Source organism: Psychrobacter sp. JCM 18900, assembly GCF_904846625.1.
GTDB lineage: Bacteria > Pseudomonadota > Gammaproteobacteria > Pseudomonadales > Moraxellaceae > Psychrobacter.
In genome coordinates, this window is the sequence record NZ_CAJHBL010000003.1 from 75,290 (window position 1) to 99,479 (window position 24,190).

16 protein-coding genes are annotated in these 24,190 nt (G+C 42.5%); 11 read left to right on the forward strand and 5 right to left on the reverse strand.

Features of this window, described 5'->3' with window-relative positions; all coding sequences use genetic code 11:
• Positions 1–338: 338 nt before the first annotated feature.
• Positions 339–2,954, forward strand: coding sequence for a DNA topoisomerase (ATP-hydrolyzing) subunit B (gene gyrB / locus JMX96_RS05920; protein ID WP_201568095.1), 2,616 nt, complete (start codon positions 339–341; stop codon positions 2,952–2,954).
• Between the two features lie 126 nt (positions 2,955–3,080).
• The gene (locus tag JMX96_RS05925; RefSeq protein ID WP_201568096.1) at positions 3,081–3,704 is read left to right on the forward strand and encodes a manganese efflux pump MntP family protein; all 624 of its coding nucleotides are present in this window, start codon (positions 3,081–3,083) and stop codon (positions 3,702–3,704) included.
• A gap of 106 nt (positions 3,705–3,810) precedes the next feature.
• On the opposite strand, the gene rlmF is transcribed toward JMX96_RS05925, so the two are convergent.
• On the reverse strand, positions 3,811–4,869 hold the full coding sequence (gene rlmF / locus JMX96_RS05930; protein ID WP_201568553.1) for a 23S rRNA (adenine(1618)-N(6))-methyltransferase RlmF: 1,059 nt from the start codon (positions 4,867–4,869) through the stop codon (positions 3,811–3,813).
• A gap of 29 nt (positions 4,870–4,898) precedes the next feature.
• Positions 4,899–5,654: a LysE family translocator gene (locus JMX96_RS05935; protein WP_201568097.1), complete on the reverse strand. Its 756-nt coding sequence runs from the start codon at positions 5,652–5,654 to the stop codon at positions 4,899–4,901.
• Between the two features lie 254 nt (positions 5,655–5,908).
• Here JMX96_RS05935 and JMX96_RS05940 point away from each other — a divergent pair, with 254 nt between their 5' ends.
• The 4 genes from JMX96_RS05940 to JMX96_RS05955 all read left to right on the forward strand — a co-directional run bounded on the left by JMX96_RS05940 (position 5,909) and on the right by JMX96_RS05955 (position 11,855).
• Positions 5,909–6,709: a crotonase/enoyl-CoA hydratase family protein gene (locus JMX96_RS05940; protein ID WP_201568098.1), complete on the forward strand. Its 801-nt coding sequence runs from the start codon at positions 5,909–5,911 to the stop codon at positions 6,707–6,709.
• Positions 6,710–6,795: 86 nt separating this feature from the next.
• The gene (locus JMX96_RS05945) at positions 6,796–8,946 is read left to right on the forward strand and encodes an McrB family protein (RefSeq protein ID WP_201568099.1); all 2,151 of its coding nucleotides are present in this window, start codon (positions 6,796–6,798) and stop codon (positions 8,944–8,946) included.
• A complete protein-coding gene (locus JMX96_RS05950) occupies positions 8,924–10,336 on the forward strand; it encodes an McrC family protein (protein ID WP_201568100.1) in 1,413 nt (470 codons plus the stop codon). The genes JMX96_RS05945 and JMX96_RS05950 overlap by 23 nt, the downstream gene beginning before the upstream one ends.
• A 355-nt stretch (positions 10,337–10,691) precedes the next feature.
• Positions 10,692–11,855, forward strand: a complete 1,164-nt coding sequence (locus JMX96_RS05955) for a MalY/PatB family protein (RefSeq protein WP_201568101.1) — start codon at positions 10,692–10,694, stop codon at positions 11,853–11,855.
• Positions 11,856–11,988: 133 nt separating this feature from the next.
• Here JMX96_RS05955 and JMX96_RS05960 read toward each other — a convergent pair whose 3' ends face one another.
• A complete protein-coding gene (locus tag JMX96_RS05960; protein ID WP_265088982.1) occupies positions 11,989–13,857 on the reverse strand; it encodes a BCCT family transporter in 1,869 nt (622 codons plus the stop codon).
• Between the two features lie 504 nt (positions 13,858–14,361).
• On the opposite strand from JMX96_RS05960, the gene guaA reads away from it, so the two are divergent.
• Positions 14,362–15,972 (forward strand): glutamine-hydrolyzing GMP synthase, encoded by a 1,611-nt coding sequence (gene guaA / locus JMX96_RS05965; RefSeq protein WP_201568102.1) that lies wholly within the window; start codon positions 14,362–14,364, stop codon positions 15,970–15,972.
• 269 nt (positions 15,973–16,241) lie between these two features.
• Positions 16,242–17,234 (forward strand): hypothetical protein, encoded by a 993-nt coding sequence (locus JMX96_RS05970; RefSeq protein WP_201568103.1) that lies wholly within the window; start codon positions 16,242–16,244, stop codon positions 17,232–17,234.
• A 79-nt stretch (positions 17,235–17,313) separates the two neighbouring features.
• On the opposite strand, the gene JMX96_RS05975 is transcribed toward JMX96_RS05970, so the two are convergent.
• Positions 17,314–18,318 (reverse strand): YhdH/YhfP family quinone oxidoreductase, encoded by a 1,005-nt coding sequence (locus JMX96_RS05975; RefSeq protein ID WP_201568104.1) that lies wholly within the window; start codon positions 18,316–18,318, stop codon positions 17,314–17,316.
• Between the two features lie 174 nt (positions 18,319–18,492).
• Complete coding sequence (locus JMX96_RS05980; RefSeq protein ID WP_201568105.1) at positions 18,493–19,470, reverse strand: zinc-binding dehydrogenase; 978 nt, start codon at positions 19,468–19,470, stop codon at positions 18,493–18,495.
• Between the two features lie 902 nt (positions 19,471–20,372).
• Here JMX96_RS05980 and JMX96_RS05985 point away from each other — a divergent pair.
• From JMX96_RS05985 to oppC, 3 genes are all read left to right on the forward strand, one after another.
• A complete protein-coding gene (locus JMX96_RS05985; RefSeq protein ID WP_201568106.1) occupies positions 20,373–22,043 on the forward strand; it encodes an ABC transporter substrate-binding protein in 1,671 nt (556 codons plus the stop codon).
• Between the two features lie 203 nt (positions 22,044–22,246).
• Positions 22,247–23,167 (forward strand): oligopeptide ABC transporter permease OppB, encoded by a 921-nt coding sequence (oppB, locus tag JMX96_RS05990; protein WP_201568107.1) that lies wholly within the window; start codon positions 22,247–22,249, stop codon positions 23,165–23,167.
• Between the two features lie 93 nt (positions 23,168–23,260).
• Positions 23,261–24,166, forward strand: a complete 906-nt coding sequence (oppC, locus tag JMX96_RS05995; protein WP_201568108.1) for an oligopeptide ABC transporter permease OppC — start codon at positions 23,261–23,263, stop codon at positions 24,164–24,166.
• The last annotated feature ends 24 nt before the right edge of the window (positions 24,167–24,190 follow it).

Consider the following 24,190-nt stretch of genomic DNA (forward strand, 5'->3'; position numbering starts at 1 on the left):
CCCTTTATTTTTGTCCTGTGCTCAGCAATTTATTTGATAGCATCATAGAAAAGATTTCTATTTTTCAATTATCTATAAGTATTTGATAATTATGTATTTTATTTATTTCAATAGTTTTGACAATGTCTAGAAAAACAAAGACTATTACTAATAAATAATTTACTAATTTTATCTCTGTGCAGCCTTTTTTGAGGCTAACGGTGGTTAGTGGTTTAGCTGCTCATATGCACTCTAGATTATGAATAATAGACGTTAATTTTAAGATGCCATTATGAAGTGGACTTTTTACAAGTGCGCTAACTATAAATGGCTGATTATGGCTAGATTAAGGAATGTACATGAGTGATTCATTACCTATTGACCACGAGCAATTGATAGACGACAGTGCTACTGAAGCCGCTGTGCCTACTGTAGTTTCAGAAGTATTGCCTTCTGATTATAGTTCTAAAGATATTCGCGTATTGCGTGGGTTAGAGGCCGTACGTGTGCGTCCTGGTATGTATATCGGTGATACCGATGATGGCACAGGCTTGCATCATATGGTCTTTGAGGTAGTGGATAACTCTATCGATGAGGCGCTGGCTGGTCACTGTGATCAGATTGATATCGTTATTCACGAGGATGAGTCTGTCAGTGTGATGGATAACGGTCGCGGTGTGCCTGTTGATATCCACCCAGAAGAGGGTGTATCAGCGGCTCAGGTTATTATGACTGTATTGCATGCGGGCGGTAAGTTTGATGACAATAGCTATAAAGTGTCAGGTGGCTTGCACGGTGTAGGTGTATCAGTCGTTAACGCTCTGTCTCAAAAGCTTGAGATGAATATCTGGCGTGAAGGCTATCATTATCATCAGACTTATACTGATGGCGTACCTGATAGCGATATCCAACAGATGGAAGCAACCGATCAAACAGGTACACAAATCCGTTTTTATCCTAGCAGTGATGTGTTCACCGGTACGATCTTTGAGTACGACATCTTAGCAAAACGCTTACGTGAGCTATCATTTTTGAACTCTGGTGTGCGTATTGTTTTGACTGATGAGCGTATTGATAAGCGTCATGAGTTTGAGCATAAAGGTGGCTTGCTAGAGTTTGTTAGCTATATCAATGCTGGTAAAGACGGTATCAATGAAGTATTCCATTTTACCAGTCAGCAAGATGATGGTATCAGCGTAGAAGTCGCGCTACAGTGGACAGATACGTATAACGAAAAAGTATTGTGCTTCACCAACAATATTCCGCAAAAAGATGGTGGTACTCACTTATCTGGTTTCCGTTCAGCATTGACGCGTTGCCTGAACAGTTACATGGATCGCGAAAACCTATTCAAGAAAGAGAAAGTAGCTGCAACGGGTGATGATGCTCGTGAAGGGTTGACTGCAATTGTCTCTGTAAAAGTACCAGATCCAAAATTCTCAAGTCAGACCAAAGATAAGCTAGTATCAAGCGAAGTGAAATCTGCTGTTGAATCAGCGATGCATGACAAGTTCAATGACTATCTGTTAGAGAATCCAGGTGCTGGTAAAGCCATTGCCAATAAGATTATCGATGCAGCGCGTGCACGTGATGCGGCTCGTAAAGCGCGTGAAATGACACGTCGCAAGACCACTTTGGATATTGCAGGTCTGCCTGGTAAGTTAGCCGATTGCCAAGAAAAAGATCCAGTATTATCTGAACTATACATTGTGGAGGGTGACTCTGCAGGTGGCTCAGCTAAACAGGGTCGTAGCCGTAAAACACAAGCAATTTTGCCACTAAAAGGTAAGATTCTAAACGTCGAGCGTGCTCGTTTTGACAAGATGCTATCGTCTGCTGAAGTGGGTAACCTGATTACTGCATTAGGTTGTGGTATTGGTCCTGATGAGTATAATCCTGACAAAGTACGCTATCACAAAATCATCATCATGACCGATGCCGATGTTGATGGATCGCATATTCGTACGTTGTTATTGACGTTCTTCTTCCGTCAAACGCCTGAATTAATCGAGCGCGGGTATGTATATATTGCTCAGCCACCGCTATACAAAGTAAAAAAAGGTCGTCAAGAGTTATATCTAAAAGATGACGAAGCGCTTAAAGCGTATCTATTGTCTTCAACAATTGACAATACCAAGCTACATATCAGTGCTGATGCGCCTGCGATTACTGGTCAAGCGCTTGAGACATTGCTTAACGACTACAACCAGACACAGTTGATCAAGGCGCGTCTGCAGATTCGCTTCCCAGCGGTGATTTTGGACGCATTGACGCATACGCCAAAACTTAGCACTGATATGACTTATGATGAGTCTGCTATGCAGGATTGGAAAGCAGCAATGCAGACTAAGCTGGATTACTTCGGTAGCGATCTAAGCCCTGAGATTGAATTGGTTAATATCCATGCGCCGCAGCCGAAAAATATGGATGCAGCCGCAGCAGATTTATTGGGTATGACGCCAGTAGTAGGTACTGAAGAAGGCGAAGCGTCAGATAGTGAGGCTTTATCTACCAAGGCTCAGTGGCTGCCACGCGTCACAGTATATGTGCATCAACTAGCACACCATTATCTGTTAGATGCTAGCTTTATTAACTCGGGTGAGTATGGCAAACTGCTACGTTTATCAAGTGAATGGAATACATTACTTGAGAGCGATGCTTTTATCCGCCGTGAAGCGTCTGCGGGAACAACGAAAGACATCCCAGTACGTGACTTCGATTATCTATGGCAACAAATGATGCTGGATGCGCGTCGTGGTCTAGCTATCCAGCGTTACAAAGGTCTAGGCGAGATGAACGCCGACCAGCTATGGGATACAACGATGGACCCTGAAAATCGTCGTATGCTACGCGTTACTATCGAAGATGCTATCGCCGCTGACCATATGTTTACTTGCTTGATGGGTGATCACGTTGAGCCGCGTCGTATCTTTATTGAAGAGAATGCGCTAACAGTATCGAACTTAGATATCTAAATTTGAAATTGGTTACTGACAATTTATAAAAATACCGCTTTGATATTCAAGGCGGTATTTTTGTTTCACGTGAAACTCATTTGTTAGCGTTGCTATTACTTAATAATTATAATTTGTGGGAATCAAATGGTTGAAGTAATTTTACTCGCTATTGCTTTAGCGATGGATGCGTTTGCAGTGTCGATAGGGTTGGGTGCTAAGGCTCAAAAATATAGTCATCAATATGTACTGCGCTTGGCTATCTATGCTGCGCTTTACTTTGGTATTGCTCAAGGTGTCATGCCGCTTATTGGATACTTATTGGGTGCGGCAATGTTGGGTTGGTTGGCCGCTGCTGCACCTTGGATTGGCGGCACTATATTGATTGCTCTAGGTGGGAAAATGCTTTATGAAGTGTTTACTGCTGATGAGTCAGATACTGACAGTGATGATCTGGACGTCAATGATGATGCTACTAACACTGGTAGCGAAACAGTAATAGCCACGAGTAAGCATGGACATATTAATCATCACACCATGTTTACGTTAGCGGTTGCAACCAGTATTGATGCAATGGCGGCAGGGTTTACACTCAATTTATTAGAATTAAATGCGTGGCTAGCGTGTTTAATTATCGCGGTAGTCACTGCCATATTTGGCTTGTTTGGTGTTTATTTGGGCTGGCGATCTGGCACATGGTTAAAGGATAAAGCGGAAGCATTGGGCGGTATCGTGCTTATTGCGATTGGTATAAAAGTAATGTTTTTTTAGCTAATTTAGATTTTTACTGAGTATTTATAAAAAAGCACCGCTTTGAATATTAAAACGGTGCTTTTCTGTTTCACGTGAAACTAAAATTGGCAATTTTGCTTAGTGGTTACTCTTCGTCACTGTCAAAGCGCCAAGCTAGTACACGAGTACTTTTTTGACCTTGGCTCATTTCGATAATACGCATTTGAGCGACGTTTAACTGCTTTAATAATAATTGCAATGGCTTAACGTTTTCAGATTTCGACACTAAAGTAGTAAACCAACCAACGTGTTCTGCAAAGCTCTGACTTTCTTTTGCCATCTTAGTCAAGAAGGCAATTTCGCCACCTTCACTCCATAGCTCTTTGTGCTGACCGCCGAAGTTTAGGTTTTGCGCAGCGTTGCCTGATTTGGTTGAACTGCGGCTGATTTGCTCGCTTTCATTCTTACCACGATGGCGCTGCAAGTTATGTTGCTTGCGACTATTGGCTTCCATCGCTTCTTCTAATGAAGCATGAAACGGAGGGTTACAAACCACGACGTCAAAATAATCTTGACGACCAATGATGTTTTTAAAGATAAATTTAGGCTCAGGCTGCAGCTTTACTTTGACCGCACTCTTTAGTTTTGGGTTGGCTTCACAAATCAGCGCTGCGGTATTGACCGAGATAGGGTCAATGTCACTTGCTGTAAAGCGCCAGCCATAGCTCTGACTACCAACGATAGGGTAGATAGCACTGGCACCAGTACCGATATCAAGGGCGTGAATTTCTTTACCTGTTGGCGGTGTGTTATCGGTGTTTACGTGAGTGGTTTGCGCCAGTAAATCCGCGATATAGTGAATATAATCGGCACGTCCAGGAATAGGCGGACATAGATAACCTTCAGGAATGTCCCAAAATTTAACCCCGTAATAGTTCGCCAACAGTGCTTTATTCAGCACGCGAACAGCCTGATGATCCGAGAAGTTAATCGTCGACTCACCTTTAGGGTTGGTAATGGTGTGGTCAGCAAGCTCGGGTAAGGCACGAGTCAATACCGCAAAGTCATAACGACCTTGGTGCGGGTTACGTGGATGCAGCTGACCGAGTTTTTTCGCGGTCGCAGGAGATCTGTTTCTGTGTTTACTATTTGCTGGAATACGGGTCATAGTGTGTGGCTTTGATGTTTGAATATAATCGACCATTTTATCAGATTTCACGAGTAACGAATGTCTTATCGACTACGTAAAATCAGATTTAATCCCAATACTATCATCGCTGTACCCAATACGCGGTCTATCCAATGTTCAAAACGCTGAAAGCGGCGATGAATCGCAGGGATAGAAAGCAGCATCACGACCGTACTGAACCAAGCCATCTGTAAGACCATCATCCATACGCCATAAATAGCCAATTGCCAAAGCGGTATGTCAGGCGACAATACAAGAGTAAAAATAGCTACAAAATAGATAGGGGCTTTTGGATTAAAGACATTACAAAGAAATCCGCGACGCAACGTAGCAAAGGTAGATTCGCCATTACTAGGCAATTTTTCGATAGTGGTTTCTTTGGTTGTAGGTGTGGTTTGGCTAGTAAGCAAATCTTGTGGAACGTGAGCACTTAAACTTACTTGTGGATCTGCTTTTTCTAAAGCATGTGTTTTTTCTAAGAGGTGAGCTGTGTCTAAATCTGCTGGTTTTTTAGGCTTGGCTTGGATGCCTTGCCAACCGAGATAAATCAGATAGCCACCGCCCAGCCATTTGATGGCTGTCAGTAGCGGCTGCGAATGGGCGATGACCGTCGCCAGTCCCAATACCGAATAGATAATATGTACGGCAAGACCCAAGGTAATACCGAAACTACAGATCAAACCAGTGCGTCGACCTTTCGCCAACGTCTGCTGTGATACCAAGACAAAATCAGGACCAGGTGAGGCTGCAGCCAATAGATGAACGCTGGTGATGAGTAAAAAGCCGTGCCAAAATTCCATAAAATACTCTAAACAATATCTAGACCTGCATCATAGTTGCACTTATCGCAAATGAGGTCAAATTTTATCGATTTACGCTTTATTCGAGTCAGTTCTATTGCTTGTGTTATCGCGCGAGGGTGTCTATATTAAAAGTGGGTTTATCGACAAATCTCTACGAATGAAGTACCGAGATTCGACTATACCTATTGTATGACAACCTATTATATAACCACTCATTATATAACAATGATTATTTCAACAAGGACAGCACCATGACTACGGACAGTAACGCCACAGAAAACCGCATCACTTATAACACCCAAGGCCATGTTTGCCTTGTCGGGCTCAATCGCGCCAATAAACGCAACGCCTTTGACAGCCATATGATTGGTCAACTGTCTGATGCGATGACACGCTACGAGCAAGATGACAATTTACGCTGTGCGCTGATATTTGCGCATGGTGATCATTTTACCGCTGGGCTGGATTTGGTAGAGCTACAAGACAAGCTAAGCGATGGCGTGTTTGAGTTTAATGATGATCAAATCGACCCGTGGGGCATTGGTGGAAAACTGCGTACCAAACCTGTGGTCGTAGCGGTCAAAGGCACATGCTTCACTGTGGCTATTGAGCTGATGCTAAACAGCGATGTGGTCATCGCCAGTGATAACTGCAACTTTGCACAAATGGAAGTCCAGCGCGGCATTATGCCCTTTGGTGGGGCGACGGTACGTTTTGTCGCAGCGGCAGGTTGGCAAAAAGCCATGCCGTATCTACTCACGGGTAAGGCGTTCGATGCGCAAACGGCTGATCGACTGAATTTGGTCAGCGAAGTAGTAGCAAATGGGACTGAATACGAGCGGGCATTGACGCTGGCGCAAGAGATCTGTAAAGCTGCACCTTTGGGTGTGAGAGGGGCATTGTCTTCAGCACAAGATGCCAGTCGAAATGGTGCAGCGACTGCACTGGCTAATATCCATAGCTATCTACCGCCGCTGTTTCATTCAGAAGATGCCAAAGAAGGTGTAATGGCAATGGTTGAGAGACGTGAGGCTGAGTTTAAGGGGCGTTAGTTTTAATCAATGTGAACCAAGTTTTCACTATTTTGAACGCTATTACTTTATAGTCATAGCGAAAATTTTGTTAAAAGGATGCTTCAGTGCAACAAATTATTGTAAAGGATGGCGATTATAACTGCCCACCTCAAGTCACTAAACAAGATTGGATAGATATACTGTCGGATGATAGTTTTATGTCTAACAACTACAAATTTGCACTGAGTATCTTTTATTTAGAACCAGAACATAAAGCTACCTGTAAGTATTTGGCTGAGAAATATCATACTCATCCTACTTCAATAAGTGGGTTTATTACTCAGTTTAGTGCTCGCTTGCAAGGTAAGTTAGATCGCTTTGAGATAATCAGGGAGGATGGATCGCCAAATTGGTGGCTAGTTACTATGACAGGTAAAAAAATAGCTGGTGGTTTGTTTGAGTGGCGTTTACGTGATGAGCTTATAGAGGCTATTTTTGAACTAAATTATGTTCAAAAAAGCATGCTTCAAATTCACGATATAGAGGCATTGATCAAATATGTTAATAATGATATTTATGACTTTGCAACACGCTTTGTGAAAACAAGACAACATTTAGCTGATCTGAAACGTCCGAATAGTGCAAAGCAATTTTTCACTTATGAGAGTAAGGATAGGGATTGGGCAGTCAACGTTGGTGGTTCTGATGAAGTGCAATATCGTATCTATTTACGAGATGGTGTAGTTGGTTATGGACTAGGGTTTAACACTCGTTACGTAGAAAGTGAACGAAGACCTAATTTTGAATATATAAAACCTTATATGGAAGCTTTTATATCTTTAAGAGAGAGCGATGAGATAACTAAGCTTGAGGATAGAGGGTTCAGTCTAGATAATGATATTACAGACATAAACGATTTTGAGAAAGGAAAGTATTATTTATACGGTCGTCAGATAAAAATGAATGGCAAATATCTTTCTTTGATTGACTACTACAGCATCATTAATGACCTCAAAGGAGGTTTGTTTGAAGTTTATAAAAAGGTTTATGAGTTGACCAATAAATTAAGAGTGAACAGTGATGAAGTTGCACAAGATGTCCAGCAACCGATTACCAGTCCCTTGCTGCAAGATATAAGCAAGTTGTTACTTGCTAATAAAAATCTCATACTTACAGGTGCACCAGGAACAGGTAAAACCTATTTAGCTAAAACGTTGGCTGAGGAATGGGGTGCAAAATATGAACTCATTCAGTTTCATCCATCTTATGACTATACTGACTTTGTAGAAGGCTTACGTCCTATTCAAAATGTAAACGGAGAAGTTGGTTTTGAGCTACGAGATGGAAGCTTTAAGAAGTTCTGTAAAGAAGCCCTAAAGTATCAAAATAATCAACAGTTAAGTAATTTTGAAGAAGTTTACCAAAGGTTTATAGATGATATATCCGAAAGCTCTACAGACCTGACAACGCCAAGTCGCGAAAGTCCGTTTAGTATTATTGTCAATTCACGCGAAAATATCACAGCAGTTCTTTCGAGCGAAACACAGCGGCAAATCACTTTAACCAAGCCTTTAATACAAAATTATTTAGAAACAGGTAAATCATTACGCTGGAAACCGTATTTAACTTCAGTATGCGATTATATCGAAGAAAGTTATGACCTCAGAATGTCTGATACGGGCGATAAAAGCAAAAAATTCATTATTATCTTGGATGAGATTAATCGTGCTGAAATCTCTAAAGTATTGGGTGAGCTGTTCTTCTCTATTGACCCTGGCTATCGAGGGGAGAGTGGTAGAGTCACTACTCAGTATGCCAATTTGCAAACGGATGAAGATGTATTTAAAGAAGGTTTTTATATACCAGATAACGTCTATATCATCGGCACTATGAATGATATCGATCGCAGTGTTGAGTCTTTTGATTTTGCTATGCGTCGCCGTTTCGCATGGAAAGAAATAAAATCAGCAGATCGACTATCTATGTGGGAAGGTCAAATTGATGATTGGGCAGAGGAAGCTAAACAACGCCTAATGGATTTAAACAAGGCTATCGAATCTGTGCAAGGATTGAATTCAGCTTATCATGTTGGCCCATCTTACTTCTTAAAGCTTGCCAACTATGATGGCGATTTTGATAAGTTATGGACATATCATTTAGAGTCGCTACTTTTTGAATATCTGCGTGGTTATCCTGATGCTGAGCAACAGATTCAAGGATTAAAAGATGCCTATAATCTACAGTTAGGGTTTAATGATGATCGTAACGACGGATAATACCTCATTAATTTTAGGCTCTAATGAGCCAAACGTTAATAAAGTTATAGATGATTTATCACTACTCGCTAGTAAAAATATTGGCGAGCTAGTGACCACACACCCCAATTTACTGATTTTCCCCGCACATTTTGAAGATAACGAAGATGATATTGCCAGTAAGCCAATCTTTGAATTAAAGGTTAGTGAGTCTCAGACCGTTTTAGAGACAGGCAATGTCATGGGCTTTATTGGTGTAAAAGATACACAGTTGAAAATCCAGTCCCGTTTTGCTCGGGCTTCTGTTGTAGATAGTGATGACCAAGCCAATCAAGAAGAGGCTATTGAAGAAGATTATTTTCTACATTATATGCTGCAAAAAGTATTGTGTATTAACCTGTTTGATTTAAAGCACAGTCGAAATCAAACCAACTTATTTGATTATTTAGTATATCTATTTCCTTATTTTCTTAAAAAAGCGCTCTCACAAAGCCTGTATAAAGAGTATCAAAAGCAAAGCTATAACGACAGTCGTCTCAAAGGGGCTATCGATGTCAAAGCCCATCTGCGACAGAATCTGCCTTTTCGAGGCAACGTTGCCTACAGTGTGCGTGAACATAGTTTTGATAATCCAATTTCCCAACTCATTCGTCACGCCATAGAGCTTATCAAACAAAAACCTAATCTGAGAGATGTGTTGCATAGCGACAGCGAAACACTTGATTTCGTCAATCTGATTGTCCAACATACTCCGTCATATCATGTACGTGACCGGCATACTATTATCAATACTAACCGTAAGCCTTTTGTACACCCTTACTTTACGGAATACAGTGGCCTACAAAAAATCTGTCTGCAAATCTTACGTTATGAAGGTTTGAAGTACGCTAACAATGATGATAAGGCTCACGGCATTTTGTTTGATGGAGCGTGGTTATGGGAGGAGTACCTCAACACACTACTACGTCCTATCGGATATGACCATCCCACTAATAATAACCGACAAGGTGGTATCAAGGTCTATGCTCAAAAATTTTCAGGTAATAACGTCCGTCGTTATCCTGACTTTGTGAAAGACAGTCGTATTATTTTAGACGCTAAATATAAGCGCATGAAAGATAACAAAATCGATAGAGATGACCTTAATCAAGTCCTGTCATACTTGTTTTTGTATAGAGCAGATATCGGAGGTTATATTGCCCCTACAGAAGAGGATGACTTGGCGCTAAATATGGGATTGCTTAATGGTTTTGGTGGCAGTATCCACAAATTTAAGCTCTCCATTCCGCAAAAAGTCACAAGCTATCAAGTGTTTAAAAGAGCTATTGCTGAGAATGAGACAAAGTTAATTGCATCTATTAAAGAACTATCTTTTAAGCAAAGTGTCGATGAATCTTTTTCAACTATCTAAAGTTAGTTATCATTCAATAGTCGCCTTGAGGCGCGGTTTAGCCCTGACAGTAGCGGCTATCCTGCTTGAATAGGCGTGTTGCGAAGGCTAGGTTTTGGGGCAGTCTCGTGACCAAACAGGAATGCCCCAAACCGTGGCCGCGCCACGCCTAGATAAGCAGATAATAGCGGATGGCAGGATTGGCTGCTACTCCCCTCAACGCCAACCCAACTGTTAACCCACCTTTTTAGTATTTCACCGCCTCAATCACACTTTACCCACATCGCGTATCGATACAACCACCATAAAGCGATTGGCGGCTATGGCATTCATGTTGTACCCTAAACCATTATTTTTTTACTTTAGGAGAGTGCCAATGTCGTACAACTTTGATGAAATAATCGACAGGCGTGATACAGGGTCGCTCAAGTGGCACTATACCGATGACACGATTGCGCTATGGGTCGCGGATATGGATTTTAAGGCTGCTGAGCCTATCTTAAACGCGATTGAGCAAGTCGTGCAGCATGGCATATTGGGCTATACCAATCCCACCGAGGCTTTGTATGACTCGATTATTAACTGGCATGGCCGTCGTTATGACTTGTGGTTGGAAAAGCAGGATATTTTATTTTCCCCTGGTGTCGTGCCGAGCTTGGTGCTGATGATGAACGTCTTTACCGAAGTAGGCGACGCGGTACTGGTCAATGATCCTATTTATACACCGTTTATGACCAAGGTTGAGCAAAATGGCCGCAAGCTTGTGCTCTCTGCATTACAGGAAATCGAGGGCAAGTATCATCTGGACTTGGCCGATATCGAAGCCAAAATCATCGAACATGACGTTAAGCTTTATCTACTATGCAATCCACACAATCCTGGTGGGCGTGTATGGATGAGGGACGAGCTGGAAGCGCTACTGGCCATTTGCAAAAAGCACAATGTGGCGATTGTTAGTGATGAGATTCATCAAGATTTGACCTTGACTGGTCATACGTTTACGCCATTTCTGACGCTGGCAGAAGGCTATGAGCATAACGTGGTTAGCCTGACATCAATGACCAAAACCTTTAATATTGCAGGTATCAAAGGCTCTATGATATTTGCTAAAGATAAGGCGCTAATCAAAAAAATCGGTCAGCAGCAGCAGTTAAATGATGAGTACGAGCTGAATTTATTTGCGTATACAGCCATGCGTAGTGCTTATGAGAAAGGCGATGAGTGGTTGGCGCAGGCGCTTGCTTATATCGACGCCAATATTGATTTAACGGTGCAGTTTTTAGAAGCGCATTTGCCGAAGATTAAGGTCATGCGCCCAGAAGCCTCGTATTTAATTTGGGTAGATTGCTCAGCGTATGCTGAAGACGATCAAGCACTTTATGACACCCTTCGAGCTGCCAAAGTTGAGCTGAGTGCGGGATTCAAATATGGTCAGGAAGGTCATCTGAAAATGCGTATTAATGTCGCATGTCCTAGAGCATTGCTATTAGAAGGGTTGACTCGTATGCATGCAGCGTTGGGTGATGTTGTTAAACCCTGAGTGATAGCGTCAAGATGTTATAAAGTGGCTATATAACAAAAAATCTAAATAATAAAAAAGGCTAGTCTACCAATGTAGTCCAGCCTTTTGACTGCTTTAAAACAACGTTAATAGTGATTTTTATTAGTAATAATTAATTATCATTCTTCGCGTTCTCAGCATTTTCAGTATCCTCACGCATTTGCTCCCACTCTTCATGTTGATGCATGACTGAGCCTTCTAGAGATTCTGATGTTTCGCCTACTTCCCACGGTGCATTGTCAGGTAGCTCTTCGATATGAATGGTTTTTAGACCGTAATCAGGCTGATAAGCCAGATCATATCTAGCGGCTTTAATCACAGACATCATCATCATACACAGAATAACAATAAGCGGTGCACCCGCGATAATAGAAGCCGTCTGCAAGGTTTGTAGATCTCCTAAGAACATCAAAATGGCGGGTAATAAACATAAAGTAAATGCCCAAAACAGGCGATTCCAACGATGCGGCTCATCGTCTACTTCTACCTGTACGACAGATGCCAAGATATAAGAGATTGAGTCAAAGGTTGTGGCGGTAAAGATAATGGCCAAAAAGGTAAACACAGAGATGACTACATATGACATCGGCAAGCTATTTAATATCGCAAAGATGGCAGCCGTTGGTGACTCATTATTAAGTACGGCAACCACATCGACCGTACCTGTTAATTGCAAATACAAGCCATAGTTGCCTAAGATAATCATAAACATGGCACAGCCAAGCGAGCCATAGAACATGGATCCCAAGACCATATTACGTATGGTACGTCCTCTAGAGATTTTGGCAATAAACAGACCGATAGTTGGTGCAAATACTAGCCACCATGCCCAATAAAAAACAGTCCAATCTTGTGGAAAGGTTGTGTGTTCAAAGCCGAACTCTTGGAAGTCTTTAAAGGGTTCGATATACGTCATCATGCGCGGCATTTCGGTGATAGAACGCCCTAGCGCTTCTAAGCCTGTATTCAAAATAAAGACAGTTGGTCCGACAATCAGAATAAATAATAAGAAGGCGACCGCTAAGTAAAAATTAATATTGGAAAGTTTTTGAATGCCGCCTTTTAATCCTTGATAGGCACTGTAAGCAAATATCATGGTAGTGATTAATAAGACCACAATCTGCATCGTGGTGTTACGTGGCAAACCAAACAGGTTGTGTAGGCCTTCATTGATAAGCGGAGAGGCCAGACCTAGCGTCGTCGCGCCGCCACCAACCATACCGAAGACAAATAGTACATCAAGCATCTTGGCCCAGTTACTGCCAGCCAGTTTTTCACCCAACAATGGCATGAGCGTTTGGCTAACTTTGAGTATGGGTGTCTGACGCACATAGTAAAAATAAGCGATAGGCACAGCAGGTACTAAGTAGATAGACCAAGCGACAGGACCCCAGTGAAAGATACCGTAGGTGGTTGCCCAGCGAATAGCATCAGGTGAGCCGCCCGGTAGATTAAAAGGAGGGCCTTGATAATAATAAGCCCACTCAATCAGCCCCCAATACAGGATGCTGGCACCAATACCGCCACAAAATAACATGGACGCCCAAGAAGAATCTGAAAACTCAGGAGTTTCTTCTGGGCGGCCTAGTTTGATCTTACCGATGTCAGATATTACGATGTAAATGACAAACATCATGGCGAGAACACCGAACGCTAGATAAGCGAAGCCAAAGTTATCAACCACAAAGCTACGTGCTATTCCTACCCAAGCTTTGCCTTGTTCGGGGAATAGTATCAAAGGTATGGCGATACTGAAAAGGATGGCTAGCACCATAAAAAACGTAAATTTGTCGATACGGGTATCAGGTACATGGTCGGGTCGCCATTGGGGTACTGACATCCCTACATCAAAGGTGCCTAGATGTGGAGGCTTGTGGTGCTTTGATCGTGCTTTTACATAATCTGGAAGGTATTCTTTTGAAGATTTACTCGTGCCCTTATCTGGTTTCTGACGATTTTGCTCGTTATCAAAGTTACTCATTTCATTGTCTCTTTATATTGCTCTTTGTATTTGACACTACTGTCTATCACTTATTCAGTTTTTAAGACTAGAACTCCTTTTTCTCGTGGTTGATATATTTCCTGCAAATAATGTTTGGATATTCTAAAGTACTAATTAATTTTCCAAGACTACTCACTAGATAGCCTTCATCTTGATTACTACTATGTGTATCATATTTTATGGTAATGGTCAGCATGGTAGATATAAGCCTACCTTCTATGAGCATAACCACTACGACCATAATCACTATGAGCATAGTAGCGGTAAATACATGGTTTTGTTTGTTTAGTTGCAATACCCCCGTAATGAACTGGTTTTGGTTTTCTTTATTATTTACTTTAGGTCGGGTTGTTTTCGAGCACTTACCTTCTAAAAATTCAAATATTTATGCATAACTGTTAATAATCGAACATCTAATAGCCAATAGAGGGCGTAAACTTGTTAAAATAGGGCACCAATTTATCTATTGATGGATATCGATTTATGACCACTGCTGCTGCCACTCCTGCAATCAAAGAAGATCGCATCTTAATCCTCGATTTTGGCTCGCAATATAGCCAGTTAATCGCCCGCCGTGTGCGCGATTCTGGGGTGTTTTGTGAGATGTTTCCTTATGATATCGACACTCAGCGCATCATCGATTTTGGCGCAAAAGGCGTCATCTTGTCAGGTGGCCCTGAGAGCGTCCACGCAGAAAACAGCCCACGTATCAACGATGCGGTATTTGATCTAGGCGTGCCAGTACTAGGTATCTGCTACGGTATGCAAGCGATGGCAGATCGTTTTGGCGGGCAAGTTCATGCCAGTGATATTCATGAGTTTGGTGCGGCGACCATCGAAGTAAATGGTCACTCGCAGCTGACTGACGGTATCGAAGACAGCAAGACTGACGGCGCGGCTGCCAAGCTAAACGTTTGGATGAGTCATGGTGACAAGGTCATCGAAGTACCTGAAGGCTTTGACATCATCGCTAGTACGCCAAGCTGCCCAATCGCGATTATGGCCAATGATGACAAGCAATACTACGGCCTTCAGTTCCACCCAGAAGTCACGCATACGCTACAAGGTCAAGCGCTGCTTGGTCGTTTCGTGCATCAAATCTGCGAATGTGCAGGTGAGTGGACGCCAGACAACATCGCTGATATGCGTATCGCACAGTTGAAAGAGCAAATCGGTGACAAGCAAGTATTGCTAGGTCTATCGGGCGGTGTGGATAGTTCAGTCGTTGCCGCGCTATTGCACAAAGCAATTGGCGACCAGCTGACTTGTGTGTTCGTTGATAACGGTCTATTGCGTCTGCACGAAGGCGACCAAGTGATGCAAATCTTTGCAGAAAACATGGGCGTAAAAGTTGTCCGTGTTGATGCTGAAGATTTGTTCTTAGATGCGCTAGCAGGCGAGTCTGATCCAGAGAAAAAACGTAAAATCATCGGTAAAACCTTCATCGACGTATTCGCTGATAGCGCGCGTCAAGTGAGCGAGCAGAGCGATGGTAAAGTCGTTGAGTTCTTAGCACAGGGTACGATCTATCCTGACGTGATCGAATCTGCTAAATCACATCAAGGTAAAGCACACGTGATTAAGAGCCACCATAACGTAGGTGGTTTGCCAGATGATTTGGCATTTAAACTGATTGAGCCGTTACGTGATTTGTTCAAAGACGAAGTGCGCAAGCTTGGTATTACGCTAGGTCTACCAGCCAAAATGATCTATCGTCATCCGTTCCCAGGTCCAGGTTTGGGCGTGCGTATCCTTGGTGAAGTTAAAAAAGAATACGCTGATATCCTGCGTTTGGCAGATGCTATCTTTATGCAAGAGCTTGAGCGCTCAGGCTGGTATGACAAGACGGCACAAGCATTTGCGGTATTCCAACCAATCAAATCTGTCGGCGTGGTCGGCGATGGCCGTCGCTATGCGTGGGTAATTGCGCTACGTGCAGTTGAGACTGTAGACTTTATGACGGCTCGCTTTGCGCATCTGCCATATGATTTGATCGAGACCGTATCAAATCGCATTATGAATGAAATCGCTGAAGTATCACGTGTGACTTATGACGTTTCGAGTAAGCCACCTGCCACTATTGAGTGGGAATAATTCGTTTACGTATTCTAAACGGTAACGGCGTTAACCTCGCTAGATATACAAACACGTATTATCTGCGCTCGGTTGCCTTGTTACCATCTTAGACTACGTAAACTTATCTAAACAGCTTTTCAACTCAGATTTTTTGAATTGATATAGAGCTTGTCATCAATAAAAAAACACTCAACTTGGTTGGGTGTTTTTTTTGGTTTGAATGCAAAATTTCCATAGTTTTTTAGATAAGCTAGAATGATGAGATATAACCTAACAGAGAGTTGAAAATGGACTTGCGTGATGTAACTAAAAATCAGCATTTTTTACCTCAAGTAGAGCAAAGGCTTAATGCAATTAATCCTCAAGCTAAAAGTAAAAATCAAAAGATTTACTCGTTTAGCATAAAAAATCGTGATTCATGCACTGTCAGCATAGACTCAGAAATAGGTGTTAGTATTTGCAAAAATCTAAGCTTGAATGATTTATTTAGCTTTGATGTATTAGGAAAAGAAGCTAGTAAGTACAATTTCGAAAAACTATTCCATTCCTATGAAGTAATAATACAGGCTAATACTGAAAGCTTACTATCTAAAATACATTCACCTAAAACTGATGTTAAATTAGAAATTTTTAACATCTTCAGGTCTAAATTTCTAAATTTTATTAGAAATCCTTATTCTATAAAAAAGATTTTAAACACCTTCTCTGAGCTTAAGGGTGTGATTCCAACCGATCCTATACATTTTGCAAACTTCAATCGCGTGCTCAATGGAAACAAGCCACAGCAGGATTATTTATGCGAACAGCTAGGTATAACAAAAAACGATTATGAATACTGGCTTGCGACTATCTTCTTTCTATTAAACTCTATGGGAACAGATCAACCAAACTTTCTAGATCGACTTATAAAGAGGATTTATGAGAACCCGAACCGCTTAGTTCGAGTATGTGTATATACCTACGATGATGAAAACTGCCTTCTTTCTGACCGTGGATATAATACATATGTAGGAGAAGGTGGTGAAATGGTGTGGGAGTTTAATTTATGTTCTTATGCATTTATAAGATATATTTTTGAGGATTTAAATGCTTATATACCAGATTTTATAACAAAAGAAACTATAGAATTTTTCAAATCGATGCCTAAATCTATTAGTGTTGAGAGCAGGCACAACGACCTAGCTGTACTAGAAATTTATAATAAACATACAGTGTTTCTCTGTCATGAACACGTATTTGGTGCAAGCAAAGCATACAAAGGTGTGAATGTGTCTTTATAAGTTGTTCAGACCTGAAAAAAGGCAGCACCTCAACGGAGATGCTGCCTTTTTATAATGTTCAACTGCTAAGCTAAACATCCTATCCTTTCACATTCACTACATAACGGCCAACCACTTTGCTCGACATAAAACGATCTAAATATTCTGGTGTTTGCTCTAACGTAATCTCTTCGCCATAGCTCTCAAGATTAGGCAGTTTCATATCAGTGGCAACACGCTTCCAAATGGCTTCTTTGTCAGCCAGTGGAATATAGACCGAGTCGATACCCAATAGCGACACCGCGCGGGTGATAAACGGCATGACCGTCATCGAAAACTCAGCACCACCCGCTAGACCACAGCTCGTCACCGCGCCGCCTGCTTTGGTTTGTTTGAGCAAGTTAGATAGGTAGTCGCCGCCGATGGTATCAATGGCGTTTGCCCATAGCTCACGGCCGACAGGCTTATTACCGATTTCATTGATGGTATCGCGATGACGTACTTCGCTCGCGCCAAGCTCTTTTAGATGCTCGCTTTGCTCTGGCTTACCTGAGAATGCAATCACGTCATAGCCGAGCTGCTTTAAGATAGCAATACTGATTGTACCCACGCCACCTGTTGCGCCTGTTACAGCGACTGGACCATCACTTGGCTTTGCGCCCATTTTTTCTAGCTTTTGAACACTTAGCGCTGCGGTTAAGCCGCCCGTGCCGTATGTCATCGCTTCTTTTAGGGTGAGCGTTTCTGGACACGCCAGCGCCCACTCTGCGGGGATTGATATCATTTGACCGAGACCGCCATCTGTATCCATACCGAGATCATAGCCGAATACCAATACTTCTTGCCCTACGCTAAACGTGCCTGATTTGTCACTGACGACGACACCTGCTGCATCGATACCAGGGGTATGTGGGTACTGTTTGGTGATTCTTTTATTACCCGATGCCGACATCGCATCTTTAAAGTTTAACGACGAATAATGTACTTCGATGAGCAAGTCATTTTCTGGTAAGTCACTAACTTTGCGCTCTTGAATGCTTTTTTTGAATTCACCATCGCTGGTTTCTTCAACGACTAATGCTTTGAATGTTGTATCGTTTGACATGGTTATATCCTTATTAAATCTTATTATTTGCGCTGATTGGCTTAGCGATACTATTACAGCAGAATGGTTAAAAAAGCCCACCGTACCTTATCACTAATACACATGGGCTTTCTTATATTTGCTAATACCGCTGGTTTTTGCCCTTATTACGAAATTACGAGGCGAGTATAGGAATTAAGGTTTTAAAAGAACTTTGCCTTTTTTACTTGATTGTACTTTTCCAGAGACCGCTGTTGAGATATCGTCCAAGCTATAAACAGCTTCGATCGGTAGCTTCAAATCGCCATTCGACGCGCGTTCTAATAACTCAGTGATCAGGCGTTGTTTGTTGTCTAGATCCATTTCTTGGCTGGTTTTGCTGCCCCAGAATCCTTTCACAGTCGCTTGCTTAAAGATCAAGCTACCAGCGTCCAGTGCCATTGGCTTGCCTGACATGATACCAAATGAGACCAGCGTTCCTTTGCTACCCAGTAGCGATAGCAGCTCATTGCTCGACTCACCACCGACTGAATCAACGGCTGCTGTGATCTTGTCATCGCCGATGATGGCGCGAACTTGGTCTTTCCAGTCGTCATCAGCAGTGACGACATTGTTTTTGATACCGAGTGAGGTCAGCTCTTCTATCGCATCTTTACTACGTACGAGATTGATTGTATTTACACCGCGTGCTGCTGCTAGCATCGCAAGCGTTTTACCCACCGCGCCGTTTGCCGCGTTATGAATAATCCATTGACCTTTATCTACTTCTAGGAACTCTAATAGCATTAGGGCAGACAGCGGCATAGCGATCAGCTGGGCAGCCAACTCGTCTTCGATGCTATCAGGCATGTTAAATACCATGCTGGCAGGAGCGACAAAATACTCTGCCCACGTTTCGTGCACACTGGCACACGCCACACGTTGACCAACACTGAACTCTGTCACGTCAGCGCCTACTACATCGATAATGCCTAGCGCTTCACTACCACCGATGGCTGGCATCTCAGGCTTATAGCCATATTGTCCACTCACTGTCAGCATGTCATGGTTGTGAATAGGGGAGAGGATGGTTTTGATACGGACTTCGTTGGCAGCAGGCTGCGGCATCGGACTGTCGCCCACGTTCAATACGTCAGAAGGTTTGCCAAAGCTGTTATGAATAGCACTACGCATGATGATTCCTTTATTTATGATTTGGTTTATTTATAAGTGTATTAAGAGTATGAATAACCGACTATAAGCATCATCTCATCAAGGTCATTCACCAATGTATTTTTTCTTATAGTAGAAACGATACCATGATAATGATGCTTATAGGTTATCGACTAACAAAGACACTATACTTAAAAATAGACTGGTCGTCTAGACGTTGGATACATTTGCGCTAACGGGATTTTGTTATAGAAAGCTTGGCTTACATCGGTAATATTCTTTGTGTTACTGCTCACACTGATCTAGAGCTGTTCTTATTATTTGATTTGTGGGATTCAGCAGGATTCTCTAATGAATAGGGCTTTTTAGAGAGAAACTAAAAAGAAAAATCATTGGTGACATATTCAATGAATTACAGAGAATATCTTAATTAATCACCGTGCTACTCAAGGTCGCATTAGAACGTATCACATGAATTCTCTTCCATATGATTATCTAAATTATTAAATGTCTTACGCTTAATAATAGAACATTATTCCAAGTATTAGTTCGTAAGCACTATAAAATGTCAAACAGATGTCAGCTACAATTTATAACATAGGAGTAGCATTTTGACGAGTGATGGGTTTTTCATAAAAAAATCGGTTAAATTCTTGTAAAATTCCGTAAATTAGTATGTTTTTTGTTCATTTTTACTCACTAATAGTATATGCAGATGTTTGACTAAATTTACGTTCTTTCTATGAACTGAAAAATTGTTGACATTAACACTTTTTTTTACTATTAATATTACCAATAGTTTTCTAAAGTTCGTCATGACAGGTCATATCCCTCAATGACGTCAATAATGGATATGAAAACGATAAATATCAAACTTAAATGGACTTATTAACAGATTATCAATCTGCCCGCTAGGATGCTATATGACCCACAACATTCTCTCCCCTCGTACTGCTGTATTTTTACCTACTGCTCTTGTACTGGCTATGTTTATAACTGGCTGTAGTGACAATACGGCAAGCAATAATGCCAGCTCATCAGCCAATATTGATCCCAATGTACTGGCGGATACTCAAGAGCTGGTCATCAATAATATGACCGAACCTGAGTCGCTCGATCCTCATAAAGTGTCTGGTGTACCTGAGTCTAATATTGGTCGTCAATTATTCGAAGGGTTGACCAATACCGATGCAGATGGCAAAACCATTCCAGGAATCGCAACCGAGTGGGAGAGTCCAGACAACAAAGTATGGACGTTCACATTGCGCGACGCGAAGTGGTCAAATGGCGATCCAGTCACGGCGCAAGACTTTGTATACAGTATGCGCCGATTGGTCGATCCAGAGACTGCATCACCTTACTCAAGCTATTTGGTTGATGCTAAAGTAGTTGGTGCTGATAAAATCGTTGAAGGTGCTGCTGGCATCGAGACGCTCGGGGTAAAAGCCATTGATGATAAAACATTGCAAGTGACGTTGTCAGAGCCCGTACCTTATTTTCCAGACATGTTGATTCACAACTCCGTCAAGCCTGTCCATCAAAAAACCATCGAAGCGTTCGGTGATAAATGGACAGATCCTGCCAATATTGTCGTTAATGGTCCTTACAAAGTCAGCAAATGGAAGATCAACGATGAACTCGTTTTGACACGCAATCCTTCCTATTATGACGATGCCAATACGACGCTGAATACCATCACCATACTACCGATTCCTTCTAGTACGACCGATGTAGCGCGCTATCAGGCTGGTGAAATTGATGTCACTCATAACGAGATTCCAACCGAGCAGTTTGCTTCTTTAAAAGAAACCAATGGCGATGAGCTCAGAGTTTCTCCTTATCTTTGTACGTATTACTATGAATTTAATACCGTCAAACCACCTTTTGATAATCCAAAAGTACGACGCGCCTTAGCCTTGGCATTGGACCGTGACACCATTGCAGACAAAGTTATGGGTCAAGGACAGACGGCCGCTTATCAGCTCACGCCTACAGCGGCTAATGGCAAGGTAACGAATAATCCAGAGTGGTCCACTTGGGACAAAGAGAAGCGTATTGCTGAGGCCAAAAAACTGTTGAATGAGGCTGGTTACAACGAGAGTAATCCACTCGCGTTTGAGCTGCTGTACAACACCAATGACAATCATAAAAAGGTTGCGGTTGCCGCCACTTCGTTATGGACGCAAGCGCTTGGTTTTGTCGATGTGACGTTGACCAACAAAGAATGGAAAACCTATCTTGATACGCGCCGCAACGGTAACTATCAAATCGCTCGTGCTGGCTGGTGTGCCGATTATAACGAACCTTCAGCCTTTTTGAATATCGTCAAATCTGACAATAGCGGTAACTACGGTAAGTACGCCAATGCCAATTTTGATAGCTTGATGGCTCAAACGTTAAAAGCGGGTGTCACACCTGAGCAACGTGCAAGCTTGTATCAAAAAGCTGAAGCACAACTCGATCAAGATATGGGGCTGCTTAATATCTATCATTACGTCAGCCCTCGTTTGGTGAAGCCTTACGTCATTGGCTTTTCAAAGAGTGACCCTCTAGATAATTGGCAAGGTAAAGATATCTCTATCGCCAAGCACTGATCATTAAGCACTGACCATCAAGCACTGATCATTAAGCACTAACCATCCAATCGTCTTATCAGCAGGCGCTATGAAACGGAGAGATTCCGATTGATAGCGTCGGTCTGCTATGGATCAGAGAAAACCTGAAAGCGGCGTAAACACTCAAAGCGCGCCTTTTAAAATCACGTAGCGTTGTACAGGTAATCTTATAAAGAGGCATTATGCTAAAACTTATTTTTCGGCGGATTTTAGAAGCCATTCCGACCATGTTTGTTTTGATAACCGTGTCCTTTTTTATGATGCGCTTGGCACCGGGCAGTCCTTTTAGTAGCGAGCGCAGCTTGTCACCAGCGGTATTGGCCAATATCGAAGCCAAATACAATCTTAACGATCCCATGTGGCTGCAATATATCAATTATCTAAAACAGCTGGCATTAGGCGATTTTGGCCCGTCTTTTAAATATAAAGACTACACGGTCAATGAGCTATTGGCGCAATCGTTTCCAGTGTCTATGGAACTCGGTATGTACGCGTTTATATTGGCACTGGTGTTAGGGCTTATCTTGGGTGTGATAGCGGCACTGAAGCAAAACTCGTGGATGGATTATGTACTGATGGCGTTTGCCATGACAGGCGTGGTGATTCCAAGCTTTGTGAAAGCCCCCTTGTTGGTACTCGTGTTTGCCATTCTTTTGCAGTGGTTGCCAGCAGGTGGCTGGAACGATGGTGCAGTAAAAAACTTGATATTGCCCGTCACCGCCTTAGCACTGGCTTACGTTGCCAGTATCGCGCGGATTATGCGCGGCTCCATGATCGAGGTGATGAACAGTCAATACATCCGCACGGCTAAGTCTAAAGGCTTACCGATGCGTCAAATCGTGATGAAACACGCACTCAGACCTGCTTTGTTACCTGTCATCTCTTATCTGGGCCCTGCCTTTGTCGGTATTATTACTGGCTCTATCGTGATCGAGACTATTTTTGGTTTACCAGGTATCGGGCAGTTATTTGTGAATGGGGCGCTCAATCGTGATTATGGCGTCGTGCTTAGTTTGACCATTTTGGTTGGTGTATTGACGATAGCCTTTAACGCCATTGTCGATATTTTATACGCCATTATTGATCCAAAAATTCAGTATTGATGGGCACTTAACACGAATCATCGTTTGTTTAACTGCCAATCATTGCTTAAAAATAAATATCAGATTCTGAATCAGATGACTAAGAGGACGACTATGAGCCTTACCGTAGACCAGCCAGCCGAGCATATAAATCTGCCTGTAAAAGAGATTAAAGGTCGCAGCCTTTGGCAAGATGCTTGGCGCCGTTTTTATCAAAACAAGGCAGCAGTGACGAGCTTTTTTATCTTATTGCTCGTCGGTATGTTTGTCATCTTTGTGCCCATGCTAGCGCCTTTCGGTTATGCAGAGACCGACTGGAACTTTATGCAGTCTGCGCCGTCGATTGAAAACAAGCATTATTTTGGTACTGACTCGCTTGGTCGAGATTTGCTCGTGCGCACAGCAGTTGGCGGGCGTATATCGTTATTGGTGGGTATCGCTGGCGCAACGGTGGCGGTATTGGTCGGTACGGTGTATGGCGCAACGTCAGGCTATCTGGGCGGCAAAGTCGACATGATTATGATGCGCTTTTTAGAGATTCTGAGCGCCTTTCCTTTTATGTTTTTTGTGATCTTACTCGTGACGATATTTGGTCGTAACCTTATTTTGATTTTCGTCGCTATCGGATTGGTCTCTTGGCTGGATGTCGCTCGTATCGTCCGTGGTCAAACGCTCAGTCTAAAGAGTAAAGAGTTTATTGAGGCCGCCCACGTCGGCGGGGTGTCAGGGTTTAACATTATCCTGCGTCATATCGTGCCCAACGTGCTTGGCGTGGTGGTGGTCTATGCCTCTTTACTGGTGCCGACGATGATTTTATTTGAGTCATTTTTGAGCTTTTTAGGGCTTGGTGTACAAGAGCCAATGACCAGCTGGGGTGCGCTACTACAGGAAGGCTCGCAAACGATGCAAGTCGCTCCTTGGCAGATTTTGATTCCCTCGGTTTTTTTGGTCATTACTTTATTTTGCTTTAACTTTATTGGCGATGGTCTGCGTGATGCGTTTGACCCCAAAGACCGCTAGGCTCAAGCTCGCTAGGAGAACAAC

Excerpts from the sequence above, each read along its gene's own strand:
- gyrB (WP_201568095.1), top strand. The coding sequence starts at position 339 with ATGAGTGATTCATTACCTATTGACCACGAGCAATTGATAGACGACAGT.
- JMX96_RS05925 (WP_201568096.1), top strand. The coding sequence starts at position 3,081 with ATGGTTGAAGTAATTTTACTCGCTATTGCTTTAGCGATGGATGCGTTT.
- rlmF (WP_201568553.1), bottom strand. The coding sequence starts at position 4,869 with ATGGTCGATTATATTCAAACATCAAAGCCACACACTATGACCCGTATT.
- JMX96_RS05935 (WP_201568097.1), bottom strand. The coding sequence starts at position 5,654 with ATGGAATTTTGGCACGGCTTTTTACTCATCACCAGCGTTCATCTATTG.
- JMX96_RS05940 (WP_201568098.1), top strand. The coding sequence starts at position 5,909 with ATGACTACGGACAGTAACGCCACAGAAAACCGCATCACTTATAACACC.
- JMX96_RS05950 (WP_201568100.1), top strand. The coding sequence starts at position 8,924 with ATGATGATCGTAACGACGGATAATACCTCATTAATTTTAGGCTCTAAT.
- JMX96_RS05955 (WP_201568101.1), top strand. The coding sequence starts at position 10,692 with ATGTCGTACAACTTTGATGAAATAATCGACAGGCGTGATACAGGGTCG.
- JMX96_RS05960 (WP_265088982.1), bottom strand. The coding sequence starts at position 13,857 with ATGAGTAACTTTGATAACGAGCAAAATCGTCAGAAACCAGATAAGGGC.
- guaA (WP_201568102.1), top strand. The coding sequence starts at position 14,362 with ATGACCACTGCTGCTGCCACTCCTGCAATCAAAGAAGATCGCATCTTA.
- JMX96_RS05970 (WP_201568103.1), top strand. The coding sequence starts at position 16,242 with ATGGACTTGCGTGATGTAACTAAAAATCAGCATTTTTTACCTCAAGTA.
- JMX96_RS05975 (WP_201568104.1), bottom strand. The coding sequence starts at position 18,318 with ATGTCAAACGATACAACATTCAAAGCATTAGTCGTTGAAGAAACCAGC.
- JMX96_RS05980 (WP_201568105.1), bottom strand. The coding sequence starts at position 19,470 with ATGCGTAGTGCTATTCATAACAGCTTTGGCAAACCTTCTGACGTATTG.
- JMX96_RS05985 (WP_201568106.1), top strand. The coding sequence starts at position 20,373 with ATGACCCACAACATTCTCTCCCCTCGTACTGCTGTATTTTTACCTACT.
- oppB (WP_201568107.1), top strand. The coding sequence starts at position 22,247 with ATGCTAAAACTTATTTTTCGGCGGATTTTAGAAGCCATTCCGACCATG.
- oppC (WP_201568108.1), top strand. The coding sequence starts at position 23,261 with ATGAGCCTTACCGTAGACCAGCCAGCCGAGCATATAAATCTGCCTGTA.